Here is a 13,867-nt window from a genome sequence, read left to right as displayed (position 1 = left end):
TCCCTTGCTCAAATGTTGATGGTCGTCGGACGCTTGGTCCGCAGCCAATGGGCGACGAACATGCGCGTGACGGTAACGGCGGTGAAGACGCTGGTGACGATGCCGATGGTCAGGACCACGGCAAAACCCTTGATCGGGCCGGACCCGAACCAGAACATCAGTGCCGCGGCGATGACGTTGGTGACGTTGGCGTCGAAAATCGCGCGGCTCGCTTCGGTATAACCGAGTTCGACCGCCTGGAACACTTTCCGTCCCCTCGCGAGTTCCTCGCGTATGCGTTCGTTGATCAGCACGTTCGCGTCGACCGCCGCGCCGATCGTCAACACGAAGCCCGCGATGCCCGGCAGCGTCAGCGTTGCATTGAACGCCGCCATGATCGCGATGATCAGGAAGACGTTGAAGACCAGCGCGACGCAGGCATAGACGCCGAAACGGCCATAGACGACAAGCATGAGCACAAGGACCGAGACCGTGGCGATGATGCCCGCGATCGCGCCCTTGCGAATCGAATCTTTGCCGAGTTCGGGGGTGACGGTGCGTTCCTCGACCACCGTCATCTTGACCGGCAGCGCGCCCGAACGCAGCGAAATCGCCAACGCATTGGCGCTCGCGACGCTGAAGCTGCCCGAAATCTGCGCACTACCGCCCAGGATCGGCTCGTTGATCGACGGCGCCGACAACACTTTGCCGTCGAGAACCATCGCAAAACGCTTGCCGACATTCTGCGCGGTGACCTTCGCAAAGGTGCTCGACCCGCCCGAATCGAACCGGATCGAAACGACCGGCTGGTTGTTCTGCTGGTCATAGCTTTGCTGGGCGTTGATCAGCTGTTCGCCGCTGATCATGACCTGACGGCGCAGCACTTCGAACGACGCGCCATTGCCTTCGCCCTCGGCGTAGGGGACGATCTCGCTGCCCACGGGGACGCGGCCGGCGGCGGCTTCGTTCGGGTCGGCATTGGTATCGACCATGCGGAATTCCAGCCGCGCGGTCTTGCCGATCAGCTCCTTGAGGGCGGCCGGATCCTGCAGGCCGGGGACCTGCACGACGATACGGTCGGTGCCTTCGCGAATGATCGTCGGCTCGCGCGTGCCCAGATCGTCGACGCGCTTCGCAATGATGTCGCGCGCGGTGTCCATCGCATTGGCGACTGCCTGCGTCTGCCCTGCGCTCGTCGGCGTCATGACGATCCGCTGTGAATCGACGACGCTGATGCTCCAGTCGCGCTGGCCGGTCAGCCCGGCGCCCTGCGTTTCGCTGAACAGCCGCTCGCGCGCTTCGTCGAGCTTCGCCTGATCGCGGACGAGGAAGCTGATCTTGCCGCCGGCGGTCGACAATTCACCGATCGCAATGTCATCGTCGGGCCCGCGCTCGCCGCGCATCGCGGTGCGTACCGTCTTTTCCATATTGGTCAGCTGGGTCTTCCGAAGGTCGGCGACGTCGGCCTCGAGCAACAGATGGCTGCCGCCGGCAAGGTCGAGACCCAGATTGACCTTCGCCTGCGTGACGGACGGCAGGCTGTCCCGCATCTTTTCGGGAAGGAAGCTGGGAATGGAAAAGAGGATACCGAGCAGCAGGATGATGCTGATGCCGATGGTTTTCCAGCGCGGGAAATCGAGCATGGTCTAAAGTCCGATTGCAAGAGCGGGACCGCGCGGGACGCGGACCCCGCCGCGTCAGTCGTTGGCGGGCTTGCCGCCGGGCTGCATAACGTCGGCGAGGGTCGACTTCACGACCTTGATCTTCACGCCCTGCGCAATTTCGACATCGACGAAATCGTCATCGACGCGCGTCACCTTGCCAACGATCCCGCCACCGGTCACGACCTGGTCGCGCGGCTTTACCGCCGCGACCTTGGTGCGATGCTCCTTCGCGCGCACCTGCTGGGGACGAATCAGGAAGAACCAGAAAACGGCAAAAATCAGCAGATAGGGCACCAGCATCAGGAGACCGGCGGTTCCGCCGCCCGATCCGGCCGCCTGGGCCAGAAGCAATTGCATCGACATGGGTGAAAAGACTTTCTGTTTGCAGCATAGCCAATTCCCCACGGAACCGGCACGCAAATATGGCGCGGCGCCTATCACGCAGGGGACTTGCGTGCAACCGGTCGTGCGCGCCCTCCCCCTTGGCAAGCCTCGCCGAAATGGGAAGGATCGTCGGCAGATCAAGGTCGCGACCTCGAACATCGCAACAACACAGCCATCGCCGCTTGCATCGCCCGCCAACCCGCGCTAGGGGCCTCGCTCGCCCGAAAGGGCCGGTCGGGACGTAGCGCAGCCTGGTAGCGCATCACACTGGGGGTGTGGGGGTCGGAGGTTCGAATCCTCTCGTCCCGACCAATTCAACGAACAATTTGACTTTGACAGCATCCTGACAGGATAGGCCGTCATCGGGGCCGCACAGGGCGCGCCCGGCGTCGCTGTGCCTTCAACGCGCGACCATGCGCATGACCTGAAGAAGCGGAGGATATGCAGGCAGGCCTTCTGATCGTCGCCGCTGCTTTTCTGACCTCCATCCTGTCGGGTATATTCGGCATGGCCGGCGGGCTCGTCTTCATGGGCATTCTTGCCTGGATCCTGCCCGTCGCCACCGCACTCGCACTTCACGGCGTCATCCAGTTCGCATCGAACGCCTGGCGCGTCATGTTGCACCGGATGCATGTCGCCTGGCCGGTCCTGCTCTGGTTCGGGATCGGTGCGGCCGTCTCGGTCGGCTTCTTCTCGCTGGTCATCTTCGCGCCGACCAAATTCTATGTCTTCCTCGGACTAGGATTGATGCCAATTCTCGTCTGGCTGCCCGAACGCTGGCTGGCGCTCGACGCGACCAATCGCTGGCATGCGCTGGGCGGCGGCTTTGTTTCGACCGGGCTCGCTCTCGTCTCGGGCGTGTCGGGGCCCGTGACCGACCTTCTCTTCATCCACACAAAGCTCAACCGGCATCAGGTGGTCGCGACCAAGGCGGTGATGCAGGCGATCGGCCATGCCTCGAAAATCCTCGTCTATGGCGGCTTGCTACTCAGCGCCTCGGCGCGCGAGATCGTCCCGCTATCCGTGACGGCGATCGCGATCATTGCGTCGATGGCTGGCATCATGGTCGGCGGCTATGTCCTCGACCGCATCAGCGACGCGCATTTCCGCAGCAGCCGACGCTGGATCGTGACGATCATCGGCGCCACCTTCCTCTTCCAGGCGGCGCAGATCGCCCTAAGCTGAACGGATGACACCGAATCGAGACACCACCATCATCCGCGTGATCGACATGCACACCGCGGGCGAACCCGTCCGGATCGCAGAATCGGGCTTCCCGCCGCTCGTCGGCGATACGATCCTCGAAAAGCGGCGGGACGCGCTGACCCGCCTCGATCACCTGCGCACCATGCTCATGCTCGAACCGCGCGGGCATGATGGCATGTATGGCGTCATTCCGACCGAGCCTTGCGCCACCGGCGCCGATCTTGCCGTGCTGTTCACCCATCAGGAAGGGTACAGCACGATGTGCGGCCATGCGACGATCGCGATCGGCCGCTGGGCGGTCGACAGCGGGCGGATCGCGCTGGTAGACGGCAAGGCCAGCTTTGGCCTCGAAGCGCCCTGCGGCGTGATCCGCGTCGATGTTGAAGCGGGCGCGGACGGCCTTGCGCGGGTCGCGTTCGAAAGCGTCATATCCTTCGCAAACGCGTTCGACCGCGAGGTCCAGGTTCCCGGCTTCGGCCGGCTCCGCGTCGACATCGCCTTCGGCGGCGCCTTTTACGCGATCCTCCCTGCCAGCCGTCTCGGCCTGTCGTTGATGGACACCCCGCTCGCCAAGCTCGTCGAGGCGGCAACCGCGATCACCGCGGCAATCCGCGCCGGCGCCCCGATCGTCCATCCGGACGAACCCGATCTGGGTTTCCTCTATGGCACGATCCTGACCGACGATGTGGCCCTCGGCGCGCATGGCGGCCAGCCCAGCCACAATCTCTGCATCTTCGCCGACGGACAGATCGACCGCTCGCCTACCGGCAGCGGGGTGACCGCCCGCATCGCACTCGCCGCTTCGAAAGGCGAAATGCAGGTTGGCGACAGCTGCAAGATTCGCGGCGTTTCGGGCGAAGGCTTCATCGGAACGCTCGCCGCTACCGACGGCACAGGACTCGACGCGCGGTCGCGCGTGCGGGTCAGCGGGCAGGCCTGGTATTCGGGGCGCAGCGAGATGATTGCAGAGGCCGGCGACCGTTTCGCCGCTGGCTTCGCGCTGCCGCGCCGCCTTGCCGATCTCGATACGCCAGCCTGATACAAAACCGGCCGCATTGCTATGCGACCAGCTCCCGCTGGCCAAACCGGGGGATCGAACCTAGGAGCGCCCCATGGAGTTTGCGCCCGAAATTCTCGTTTTTCTGATTGGCGTCGCATTCCTTGCGGGCACGGTCGATGCGATGGCCGGCGGCGGCGGCCTTCTCACCATTCCCGCGCTGATGGCAGCGGGCGTGCCTCCCATTGCCGCGCTCGCGACCAACAAGCTGCAAAGCACGGTGGGAACCTCATCGGCTTTCCTGACTTTTTGGCGCGAAGGGCACGTCGACCTCCGCCGCTTCGCATGGCCCGCAGCCGGCGCCTTCGCCGGTTCGGTGCTCGGTGCGTCGGCGGTGCAATATGTCCGGTCGGACTTCCTCGCCGCGCTCGTCCCGCTCCTCTTGATCGCGATGGGCCTCTATTTCCTGCTCGCGCCCCCGATGAGCAGCGTCGATCGGCATGCGCGCATCGGCCCGCTCGGTCTCACCCTGATCGTCGCGGCACTCGGTTTCTACGACGGCTTTTTCGGCCCCGGCACGGGCTCGTTCCTGACGCTCACACTCGTCGCGCTCGGCGGCCTCGGGCTCGTGCGCGCGATCGGCAACACGAAATTTCTCAATCTCGCGACCAATATTGCCGGCTTGCTAACAATGATCGTGGGCGGCCATGTCCTCTGGCTGCTCGGCCTGTCGATGGCGGCCGCGAACGTCGCCGGCAACCAGCTCGGCGCGCGGCTCGCGATCCGTTTCGGCGGGCGCGGGGTGCGGCCCCTGCTCGTGGTCATGTCCTTTGCCTTGACCGCAAAGCTGCTCGCCGACCCCGCAAACCCGCTCTGGACGCTTTTTTAGGGCTGCCCCTCCTCCTCCTCGGGCGGCGGCGGCATCGCTCGTGCCCTTTGCCGCGCAGCCATTTCGGCCTTGTCGATCACGCCGTCACCGTTGGCATCGAGATGCTTGAAAAAGGCATCGACCTTTTCCGGCGACGCCAGCGTCGGATCGCCCTGTCGTTTCGCGCGCATCTCCGCCATCTTTGCGACTTCGGCCTTGTCCAGCTTGCCATCGCCGTTGGCATCCATCATCGCAAACATCCGGCCGCCATCCTGTGGCGGCTGGGCGGCGCACACGGCTGGAACCGCCAGCGCGAAGCTCGCGGCGATCATCGTCGATTTCTTCATTTCATGTCCTTCGGTGATATCGGCAATAGCGCCGGGACGCCCCGAAGCCGACATGCCAGACAGTGTGTCGCAAAACTATGTCGGCGTTCCTCGGACCGTCACGGTTTCAGCACGACCTTGCCGACCACCTCGCGCCTTTCGAGCATCGCGAAACCTTCGCGCCAGTCGGCGAGGTCCAGCGATGCGTGAACGTGCGGCCGGATCCTGCCGGTCGCCGCCAGCGCATCGATCACCGCGATATTCTCGGCCCCGCGTTCGGGAAAGCGCCGCCCATATTCGCCCGCGCGCACGCCCACGACCGAGAACCCCTTGATCAGCGGCATGTTCGCCGAAACCTCGGGGATGCGCCCCGACGCAAAGCCGATCACCAGCAGCCGCCCGTCAAAGGCAATGCAGCGCGTCGATTCGTCGAACACGTCGCCGCCGACCGGATCGAAAATCACGTCCGCCCCCTTCCCGCCGGTCAGCGTCTTCACCTCTTCGCGAAAGCCCGGATCGGCGGCGATCAGCGCATCGGGCGCATAAAGCTGTGCGATCGTGTCGCGCTTTCCGGCGCTACTCGCCGCCGCGATCACTCGCGCCCCAAGCGCCTTTGCCAGATCGACCGTCGCCAGACCGACCCCGCCCGCCGCGCCATGCACCAGCACCGTTTCGCCCGCCGCAACGCGCGCGCAGCGGACGAGCGCGACATAGGCAGTCAGATAGGCGACGGGATAAGCAGCCGCCTCTTCCCAGCCCAGCGCGTCGGGCTTACGCCGCAGCGCCGCCGCCGGAACGACGCAATATTCGGCCATCGCGCCGAAGCGGTTGCCGCCGACCACCGCATCGCCGACGCGCCAATCGTCCGTACCGTCCCCCACGGCATCGACCTCGCCCGCAAATTCCAGCCCCGACACGAACGGCAGCTCGGGCTTCAGCTGATATCCGCCGCGCGTCATCAACAGGTCGGGAAAGTTCACCGCCGCCGCGCGCACGCGCACGCGCACCTCGCCGGGCCCCGGCTCCGGGATCGGCAGTTCGACGATGGCTGCTCCCTCATGGCCGGGAAGCAGCTCGCGCACCTGAAGAGCCCGCATCGGTAAAAACCCTTTCCTACAATATCCCAATATGGTTCGTTTTGGCATCCGAACCAACCAGAAGGAGCGAATCATGCCAAGACCCGACCCCTTGATCTCCGCCGCCGATGCGATGATCGATGCCGTCATCGACCGCGAAGGCCGATATGTAAACCACCCCGCCGACCGCGGCGGCCCGACCTGCTGGGGCATTACCGAGGCGGTCGCACGCGCTGAGGGCTATGCCGGCGCGATGCGCGACCTGCCGCGTGCAGAGGCGGCATCGATCTATCGCCGCCTCTACTGGCTGCGGCCGGGCTTCGACAAAGTCGCGCTGCGCGCGCCGAAAATCGCCGCCGAACTCTTCGACACCGGCGTCAACATGGGCACCGGCACCGCCGCGGGCTTCCTTCAGCGCGCGCTCAACGCGCTCAACCGCGCCGCGCGCGATTATCCCGACATCGCGGTCGACCGCGAAGTCGGCCCGCGCACCCTGTCGGCGCTCGACGGATTTCTGAAGGTGCGCGGCAAGGGCGGCGAAACCGTCCTGCTCCGCGCAATGGAGGCGCTGCAGGGCGAACGCTACATCGCGCTCGCCGAACGCCGTCCGAGCCAGGAGGCCTTTCTCTATGGCTGGCTCGCCAATCGCATCGGGGAAGCCTGAGCCCTCTGAAAGAAGGGGGATGTAGCGTGACCTTTGTGACCTTCCAACCAACAGGAGACATTGAAATGAGCATCATCGAAGGCCTGATCGGCCCCGTCGCCAAGCTGATCGACAAGATCATACCCGACCCCGAAGCACGTGACCGCGCGAAGCTCGAGTTGCTCAAGCTCGAGGGCAGCCAGGAAATGGAAGCGATCAAGACCCGCATGGCCGCGATCGTCGCCGAGGCCGGCAGCGCCGACCCCTGGACCAGCCGCGCCCGGCCGAGCTTCCTCTACGTCATGTATGCACTGCTGCTCTGGGCGATCCCGATGGGCCTGATCGCGGCGGCGCGGCCCGAGATGGCAAAGGGCATCGCCGACGGAATGAACGCCTATCTCGCGGGCATCCCGGAACCGCTCTACGCGCTCTTCGGGACCGGCTATCTCGGCTACACCGCGGCGCGGGCGTGGGGCAAAGCGAAGGGCGTCGAGGCCTAGGCCTCGACCACCGCGGCCAGATTGGCGAGCGAGCTGTTCAACCCCGCCACATGATCCTTGGCGGAAATCCCCGGCGGCACATGGTGCGCATCGATCGTCACCAGCGTGCCGCCGCCCTTGCGCGACAGATACCAGTGCATCTCCATCGTTCCCGAAAAACGCGGATCGTCGGATTCGAACTCGACTTCCCAAACGATCAACCGTCCGTCGTCGAGCACCGGAATATGCACTTCGACGATGTCGCTCTCATCGTCGCTCTTCGTCTCGGTATCGGGGTCGTCGAACGTGAGCCGCATCCGGAAGCCGCCGCCCTCGCTGAGGTCGCAATGGTCGAACGCGCCGGTCGCGCCTTCGGGAGGCAGCCAGCGCGCGAGCTTCGCAGCACTAGTAAAGGCCGCGAATACATCGACCAGCGGCGCCGCGATCAGCCGCTCGGCATGATCGGTGCGCCGCGTCTTCTTGGTCGGTTTCAAGTCGATCGTTTTCAGGCGAGCGCGGCTTTGACGGCTGCCACGGCATCATTCGCCGAGCTGCCATTCGGGCCGCCGCCCTGCGCCATATCGGGGCGGCCGCCGCCGCCCTGTCCGCCAAGCGCCGCGACCGCGGCCTTGACCAGATCGACCGCGCTGTGGCTGCCCGTCTTGTCGTCGGTCACCCCGACCGCGACCGAGGCGCGCCCGTCGTTGACCGCGACGAGCATCGCGACGCCGCTGCCGACCTGCTTCTTCAGGCCATCGACCGTGCCGCGCAGCTCCTTGGGATCGAGCCCGTCGACGACCTGCGCAAGGAAGGCGACATCGCCGACCTGCTCGACTGCTGGGCCCGTTGCCGCACCACCGCCGCCCATCGCGAGCGCCTTCTTGGCATCGGCCAGCTCGCGCTCAGCCTTCTTGAGTTGCTCGGCCAGCGCAGCGACGCGCGCCGGCACCTCGTCAGGAGAGGTCTTGAGCGCCGCTGCCGCGGCCTTCAGCGCCTCGTCGCGGCCGTTCAGCCATTGGCGCGCTGCCTCGCCGGTCAGCGCCTCGATACGCCGCACGCCCGAAGAGACCGCGCTTTCGCTAACGATCTTGAACAGTGCGATGTCGCCCAGCGCGCGGACGTGGGTGCCGCCGCAAAGCTCGACCGAATAATGATGGTCATCGGCCGCCCCCATGCTGAGCACCCGGACCTCGTCGCCATATTTCTCGCCGAACAGCGCCAGCGCCCCAGCCGCAACGGCATCGTCGGGCGTCATCAGCCGCGTCGACACCGCCTCGTTGCCGCGAACTTGCGCGTTCACATCGGCTTCGATCTGGGCGATCTCGTCGGCGGTCAGCGCTTTGGGATGCGAGAAGTCGAAACGGAAGCGATCCTCGGCGACAAGGCTGCCCTTCTGCGTCACATGCCCGCCAAGCCGATTGCGGAGTGCCGCATGCAACAGGTGCGTCGCGCTGTGGTTGGCGCGGATGCGGTCGCGGCGTTCGGCGTCGACGGTCAGCTGCACCGTATCGCCGACCTTCAGCGTTCCCGCCTCCAGTTTCGCCTGATGCGTGTGCAGGCGGCCGAGCGGCTTGCCCGTGTCGCTGACCGACGCCTTGGCGCCCTCCAGCGTCGCGATCGTACCGGCGTCGCCCATCTGGCCGCCGCTTTCGCCGTAGAAGGGCGTCTGGTTGGTCAGCACGACGACTTCGTCGCCCGCCTTGGCTTCGTTGACCGGCTTGCCGTCCTTGACCAGTCCGATCACCGTCGCCTCGCCCGCGGTCGAGGTATAACCGGTGAATTCGGTGCTGCCATTGGTCTCGGCGAGGTCGAACCAGATTTCGTCCGACGCCTTTTCGCCGCTCCCCTTCCACGCCGCACGTGCCGCCGCTTTTTGCTGCGCCATCGCCGCATCGAAGCCGGCACGATCGACCGCGATGTCGTTGGCGCGCAGGGCATCCTCGGTCAGGTCGTAGGGGAAACCGAAGGTGTCGTAGAGCTTGAAGGCGACCTCGCCGGGCAAGGTGTCGCCCTTGCTCATGTCGACGGTCGCTTCGTCGAGCAGACGCAAGCCCTTATCGAGCGTCTGGCGGAACTTGGTTTCTTCACGCTCCAAAGTCTCGGCGATCAGCGGCTGCGCGCGGATCAACTCAGGATAGGCGGCGCCCATTTCGGCGGTCAGCGACGGCAGCAGCCGGTGCATCAGCGGATCCTTCGCGCCGAGCAGATGCGCATGGCGCATCGCGCGGCGCATGATCCGGCGCAGCACATAACCGCGGCCTTCGTTCGACGGCAGCACCCCGTCGGCGACGAGGAAGCTCGACGCACGCAGGTGGTCGGCGATCACGCGGTGGCTGGCCTGCGTCGCGCCTTCGGCCGGTACGCCGGTCAAATCGACCGATGCGGCGATCAGCGCCTTGAACGTGTCGGTGTCGTAATTGTCATGGACGCCCTGAAGCACCGCCGCGACACGCTCGAGCCCCATGCCGGTGTCGATGCTCGGACGCGGCAGGTCGACGCGTTCGCCGCCCGGCAGCTGTTCATACTGCATGAACACCAGATTCCAGATCTCGACGAAACGATCGCCATCTTCCTCCGGCGATCCCGGCGGGCCGCCCCAGATATGGTCGCCATGGTCATAGAAGATTTCGCTGCACGGCCCGCACGGTCCCGTGTCGCCCATCGACCAGAAATTGTCGCTGGTCGGGATGCGGATGATGCGATCATCGGGCAGGCCCGCGATCTTCTTCCACAGGTCGAACGCCTCGTCGTCGGTGTGATAGACGGTCGCGGTCAGCTTCTCGGGCGCCAACCCCCAGGTCTTCGTGATCAGGTTCCAGGCATGGTGGATCGCCTGCTCCTTGAAATAATCGCCGAAGGAGAAATTCCCCAGCATTTCAAAGAAGGTGTGATGCCGAGCCGTATAGCCGACATTGTCGAGGTCGTTGTGCTTGCCGCCGGCGCGCACGCACTTCTGCGACGAGGCAGCGGTGCTGTAGGGACGCTTCTCCAGACCGGTGAAGACATTCTTGAACGGCACCATGCCCGCGTTGACGAACATCAACGTGGGGTCGTTGTACGGCACCAGCGGCGCCGACGGTTCGATATGGTGGCCCGTCCCCGAAAAATAGTCGAGGAAAGAGCGGCGAATGTCGTTGGTCGATGTCATGCGCGCGATCTAGTGTGGAACGGCGCGTTTCTCAAGCGTGATGCACGCAGGCGGCGCCGCTCGCTAGCGCCGGCAGAGCCGATCGAGCTCCTCGTCGCTCATCCCTTCCTCGTCGACCAGCTTCTGCGAAATATAGCGGACGTCATATTGTGCGACCTGATATTTCCCGTCGCTGACGCGGTACAGCAGCAGCCCGCCGCAAGTTCCGGCAATTCCGGGATGCGAACTGAGGACGGCGAAATAGGCATAGGCTCCGGGGTAGCTCGCATCGGGAGGATTGTTCATCCAGGCATCGAGCCGTCCCGTGAAACTGCCGGTTCCCGTCTGATGCATCTTCGCTTCGCGGCTGAACCGGTTCATGTCTTCGGTCGTCGCCTCGAGCTGCGGGTCCATCATCGCAGCCAGCGCGCGTCCATTGCCGGCGTCCAGATTGCTCAGGAAGCGCGTCACATATTGCGTCGCAGCGGCCGTTTCGGCAGCGCTTGCTTTCCAGTTGGCCGGAACGGGCTTGTAGGGATCGGTGGCGGGGTCGAAGCAGGAGAAATTCTGGCGAAAATCCTTGATGACGGTCACACCGCGCTCGACATCGATCTGGTTGTCGAAATAGAAACGACCGAACCGGACGCTCAGCCGCCCGCACCGTTCGGCCGCCAGCACCTTCATGCGCTCGATAACCGGGTTATATTGGTTCTCGTCGATCACCGGAACCGTCGCGACATAGCCGCGACCGGACACGGTCTCGATCTTGATTTCGGGTACGGCCGGCGCCGTCGCCAACAGCATCGCCATGAGAATTGCCGCCATATCCAGTTCCCCGCCAGTTTGCGCCGTCCTCCTGGACGCCGCGTTTCGCGCCGCGATTCGATCCTGGCGCCCCCGCCCACAGCCGGGCGCAGGGGTGCGCCGACAAACAAGCCCAAATTTCGATTGGGATCACAAGGCCGTTGCGATCCCCTTGCCAAGATAACAGGGCAGTTGCCGCAGCACATCGGCCTTGGGCACGCCGTCCTCGATCAGTTCGGCCGGAACTTCCGACGTATCGATGCGCACCACCGTCCAGCCACTGCCCGGCGCTACGCGGTGAACGACGACATAGCCGCAATCCATCGTCCCGTCGCTACGATCACCGCGGAAATCGAATGCGGCATACAGCCCCGACGGTTGTCCGGCCGGATCGAGATACCAGCTGAGGCGCAACGGACGGATACGGCCGTCGGCCCAAAGGGCCGTCCGTTTGCGCAGGTTCATCTCCCATTCGAGCCGTGGGTTCGATGCCTGAAACGACAGACGCAGCATCGCATAGGCAGCCGCAAAATCGCGCTTTTCAAGCGCGAGCGTATATGCGGAGAACCGGTCGATTGCGCCTTCTTCGTCGTTTGCCGATGGTACGAACGTTTTTCCTTCGGGCACGATCACCGCGCGCTCGACCTCAGGCGCGAGCGCTTGTGGCGCGGCCTCGACACCCGAAATTGTCCCGAGCATCGCCGCGCCAGCAAGCAACAGGCGGTCAATAGCCATAATAGGCGCCGCCCTTCTCCCTCGCGCGCCGCCAGGCAGGACGGTCGTGGCAGGCGTTCACAAATGCCGCGAGTTTCGGGTAGCGCGGCGCCATGCCCTGCATGATCGCGATCTCCGCCGGAAAGCTCAGCATGATGTCGGCCGCCGACAGGCCGTCGCCGATAAAATGCCCATTCTCGCCGACGCGGCTTTCCATATATGCGAAATGCGCATCGAGTTGCTGGGCGATACGGGGCTCGAGCGGGGCTGCGGCTTCGCCCAAGCGGGCGGTATAGATGCGCAGCAGGATCGGCGTCATCGCGGACCCTTCGGCGAAATGCAGCCACTCAAGGTGGCTGATATGCGCGTCGCTGCCGCGTTCGGGCACCAGTTGCCCGCCGCCATGGCGTTCGCACAGATATTCGGTGATCGCCCCCGATTCGGTAATCACGCGGCCGTCATCCTCGATCACCGGCGACTTGCCGAGCGGGTGGATCGCAAGCAATTCAGGCGGCGCGAGGTTGGTGACGGGGTCGCGATCATAATATTTGATCTCGTACGGCACGCCGATTTCCTCGAGCAGCCACAAAATGCGCTGCGACCGGCTGTTGTTCAAGTGATGGACGATCAGGCTCATGGCGCTCTCCTATAGTGTAGTTTTTGCGGGGCCGTTGCGATCGATCAGCGCCACAAGTTCACGAATGAGCTTGGCGCCGAGAATCGCCGTGACGTCTCCGACATCGCGGCCGGGGTGATGTTCGACGATATCGGCACCGACGATCGGCGCTGTCTGCTTGTGCAGTACCGCGAGCAGTTCGCGCACTGTCAGCCCACCCGGCTCGGGGTGCGCGACCCCGGGCGCCGCCGACGGGTCGATCCCGTCGAGGTCGATCGAAATATAAAGCGGTCCTTCGAGCACCGGCACGCGGTCAGGCGTAAAATCCGCCATCGGTATCACTTCGACCCCGAAGCGCGCAGCCTGTTCACGGCAATGCCTGTTCATCGTCCGGATTCCGACCTGTACCAGCCTTTTGGCGTGGCCCGCCTCACAGATACGGGCAAAGGGCGAGGCGTGGCTGCGCGGATTGCTGGCGAAGTCGGCGTAGAGGTCGGGATGCGCGTCGATGTGAAGGATATTCACCGGCCCGAAGCAGGTCGCCGCGGCTTCGACAAGCGGGAAGGTCACGGCGTGGTCGCCGCCGAGGGCGAGTGGAATTTCACCATCTTCGCGCACATACGCCACATGGCGGCGGATCGCGGCGTCGTCGAGCGCGCTGTCCTCGGTCAGGGGGAGGTCGCCGTCGTCGTTGAGCATGATATCGACGCCGATCTCGGGACCGAGTTCGCTCGCCATATTGCCGCGGTCGCTCCACAAAGCCGCGCGGATCGCAGCGGGACCGGCGGCAGCGCCGCGTTCGAAGCTGCTGTTGATATCGGTGGGCAGGCCGAAGAGGCGGATCGCGGGCATGCGCCGCTTGTAGCCGCTGGCCGAAGCGGCGCAAGGATCAACGGCGGGCGGGCCGACCTGCAGGGGAGAGGGAATGCAGGCACCCCAAAGGGGCAAGGAGGGGGTTGGAGACCCGCCGCCGTTCGCCGTCCG

Annotated in this window: 15 protein-coding genes and 1 tRNA gene; 6 read left to right on the top strand and 10 right to left on the bottom strand. The window is 64.9% G+C overall.

Annotated elements, in window-relative coordinates:
• Positions 1-8 precede the first annotated feature (8 nt).
• Positions 9-1,622 carry a protein translocase subunit SecD gene (gene secD / locus VGU00_RS13605; protein WP_327469348.1) on the bottom strand — a complete coding sequence of 538 codons (1,614 nt, stop codon included), beginning with the start codon at positions 1,620-1,622 and terminating at the stop codon, positions 9-11.
• A 54-nt stretch (positions 1,623-1,676) separates the two neighbouring features.
• A complete protein-coding gene (gene yajC / locus VGU00_RS13600) occupies positions 1,677-2,006 on the bottom strand; it encodes a preprotein translocase subunit YajC (protein WP_058802072.1) in 330 nt (109 codons plus the stop codon).
• 256 nt (positions 2,007-2,262) lie between these two features.
• Here yajC and VGU00_RS13595 point away from each other — a divergent pair.
• The 4 genes from VGU00_RS13595 to VGU00_RS13580 all read left to right on the top strand — a co-directional run bounded on the left by VGU00_RS13595 (position 2,263) and on the right by VGU00_RS13580 (position 5,119).
• Positions 2,263-2,339, top strand: a tRNA-Pro gene (locus tag VGU00_RS13595).
• Between the two features lie 129 nt (positions 2,340-2,468).
• The gene (locus tag VGU00_RS13590; protein WP_327469346.1) at positions 2,469-3,212 is read left to right on the top strand and encodes a sulfite exporter TauE/SafE family protein; all 744 of its coding nucleotides are present in this window, start codon (positions 2,469-2,471) and stop codon (positions 3,210-3,212) included.
• Between the two features lie 4 nt (positions 3,213-3,216).
• Positions 3,217-4,272 carry a proline racemase family protein gene (locus VGU00_RS13585; protein ID WP_327469344.1) on the top strand — a complete coding sequence of 352 codons (1,056 nt, stop codon included), beginning with the start codon at positions 3,217-3,219 and terminating at the stop codon, positions 4,270-4,272.
• A gap of 73 nt (positions 4,273-4,345) precedes the next feature.
• Entirely contained in the window at positions 4,346-5,119 is a 774-nt protein-coding gene (locus tag VGU00_RS13580; RefSeq protein WP_327469342.1) for a TSUP family transporter, read from the top strand.
• Here the strand turns inward: VGU00_RS13580 and VGU00_RS13575 are convergent.
• Together VGU00_RS13575 and VGU00_RS13570 are read right to left on the bottom strand one after the other, a co-directional pair.
• The gene (locus VGU00_RS13575) at positions 5,116-5,445 is read right to left on the bottom strand and encodes an EF-hand domain-containing protein (protein ID WP_327469340.1); all 330 of its coding nucleotides are present in this window, start codon (positions 5,443-5,445) and stop codon (positions 5,116-5,118) included. The genes VGU00_RS13580 and VGU00_RS13575 overlap by 4 nt on opposite strands.
• Positions 5,446-5,543: 98 nt before the next feature.
• Complete coding sequence (locus VGU00_RS13570) at positions 5,544-6,521, bottom strand: NADPH:quinone oxidoreductase family protein (RefSeq protein ID WP_327469338.1); 978 nt, start codon at positions 6,519-6,521, stop codon at positions 5,544-5,546.
• A gap of 73 nt (positions 6,522-6,594) precedes the next feature.
• On the opposite strand from VGU00_RS13570, the gene VGU00_RS13565 reads away from it, so the two are divergent.
• Both VGU00_RS13565 and VGU00_RS13560 read left to right on the top strand, forming a co-directional pair.
• A complete protein-coding gene (locus tag VGU00_RS13565; RefSeq protein WP_327469336.1) occupies positions 6,595-7,164 on the top strand; it encodes a glycoside hydrolase family 108 protein in 570 nt (189 codons plus the stop codon).
• 65 nt (positions 7,165-7,229) lie between these two features.
• Positions 7,230-7,643: a holin family protein gene (locus VGU00_RS13560; RefSeq protein WP_327469334.1), complete on the top strand. Its 414-nt coding sequence runs from the start codon at positions 7,230-7,232 to the stop codon at positions 7,641-7,643.
• Here the strand turns inward: VGU00_RS13560 and VGU00_RS13555 are convergent.
• The 6 genes from VGU00_RS13555 to VGU00_RS13530 form a co-directional block, all read right to left on the bottom strand.
• Positions 7,640-8,116, bottom strand: a complete 477-nt coding sequence (locus tag VGU00_RS13555) for an SRPBCC family protein (protein WP_327469332.1) — start codon at positions 8,114-8,116, stop codon at positions 7,640-7,642. The genes VGU00_RS13560 and VGU00_RS13555 overlap by 4 nt on opposite strands.
• 11 nt (positions 8,117-8,127) lie before the next feature.
• Entirely contained in the window at positions 8,128-10,770 is a 2,643-nt protein-coding gene (gene alaS, locus VGU00_RS13550) for an alanine--tRNA ligase (protein WP_327469330.1), read from the bottom strand.
• Positions 10,771-10,833: 63 nt separating this feature from the next.
• Positions 10,834-11,574: a hypothetical protein gene (locus tag VGU00_RS13545; RefSeq protein WP_327469328.1), complete on the bottom strand. Its 741-nt coding sequence runs from the start codon at positions 11,572-11,574 to the stop codon at positions 10,834-10,836.
• A 129-nt stretch (positions 11,575-11,703) separates the two neighbouring features.
• Entirely contained in the window at positions 11,704-12,288 is a 585-nt protein-coding gene (locus tag VGU00_RS13540) for a hypothetical protein (protein ID WP_327469326.1), read from the bottom strand.
• Positions 12,278-12,904: a glutathione S-transferase gene (locus tag VGU00_RS13535; RefSeq protein ID WP_327469324.1), complete on the bottom strand. Its 627-nt coding sequence runs from the start codon at positions 12,902-12,904 to the stop codon at positions 12,278-12,280. The genes VGU00_RS13540 and VGU00_RS13535 overlap by 11 nt, the downstream gene beginning before the upstream one ends.
• 9 nt (positions 12,905-12,913) lie before the next feature.
• Positions 12,914-13,735, bottom strand: coding sequence for an arginase family protein (locus VGU00_RS13530; RefSeq protein WP_327469322.1), 822 nt, complete (start codon positions 13,733-13,735; stop codon positions 12,914-12,916).
• Positions 13,736-13,867: the final 132 nt, after the last annotated feature.

The organism is Sphingopyxis sp. (assembly GCF_035944815.1).
GTDB lineage: Bacteria > Pseudomonadota > Alphaproteobacteria > Sphingomonadales > Sphingomonadaceae > Sphingopyxis.
The sequence above is the reverse complement of the archived record's forward strand: the minus strand, read 5'-3'. Positions and strand labels throughout refer to the sequence as shown.

Excerpts from the sequence above, each read along its gene's own strand:
- VGU00_RS13580 (WP_327469342.1), top strand. The coding sequence starts at position 4,346 with ATGGAGTTTGCGCCCGAAATTCTCGTTTTTCTGATTGGCGTCGCATTC.
- VGU00_RS13585 (WP_327469344.1), top strand. The coding sequence starts at position 3,217 with ATGACACCGAATCGAGACACCACCATCATCCGCGTGATCGACATGCAC.
- VGU00_RS13590 (WP_327469346.1), top strand. The coding sequence starts at position 2,469 with ATGCAGGCAGGCCTTCTGATCGTCGCCGCTGCTTTTCTGACCTCCATC.
- VGU00_RS13530 (WP_327469322.1), bottom strand. The coding sequence starts at position 13,735 with ATGCCCGCGATCCGCCTCTTCGGCCTGCCCACCGATATCAACAGCAGC.
- VGU00_RS13540 (WP_327469326.1), bottom strand. The coding sequence starts at position 12,288 with ATGGCTATTGACCGCCTGTTGCTTGCTGGCGCGGCGATGCTCGGGACA.
- secD (WP_327469348.1), bottom strand. The coding sequence starts at position 1,622 with ATGCTCGATTTCCCGCGCTGGAAAACCATCGGCATCAGCATCATCCTG.
- VGU00_RS13560 (WP_327469334.1), top strand. The coding sequence starts at position 7,230 with ATGAGCATCATCGAAGGCCTGATCGGCCCCGTCGCCAAGCTGATCGAC.
- VGU00_RS13575 (WP_327469340.1), bottom strand. The coding sequence starts at position 5,445 with ATGAAGAAATCGACGATGATCGCCGCGAGCTTCGCGCTGGCGGTTCCA.
- VGU00_RS13535 (WP_327469324.1), bottom strand. The coding sequence starts at position 12,904 with ATGAGCCTGATCGTCCATCACTTGAACAACAGCCGGTCGCAGCGCATT.
- VGU00_RS13570 (WP_327469338.1), bottom strand. The coding sequence starts at position 6,521 with ATGCGGGCTCTTCAGGTGCGCGAGCTGCTTCCCGGCCATGAGGGAGCA.
- yajC (WP_058802072.1), bottom strand. The coding sequence starts at position 2,006 with ATGTCGATGCAATTGCTTCTGGCCCAGGCGGCCGGATCGGGCGGCGGA.
- alaS (WP_327469330.1), bottom strand. The coding sequence starts at position 10,770 with ATGACATCGACCAACGACATTCGCCGCTCTTTCCTCGACTATTTTTCG.
- VGU00_RS13565 (WP_327469336.1), top strand. The coding sequence starts at position 6,595 with ATGCCAAGACCCGACCCCTTGATCTCCGCCGCCGATGCGATGATCGAT.
- VGU00_RS13545 (WP_327469328.1), bottom strand. The coding sequence starts at position 11,574 with ATGGCGGCAATTCTCATGGCGATGCTGTTGGCGACGGCGCCGGCCGTA.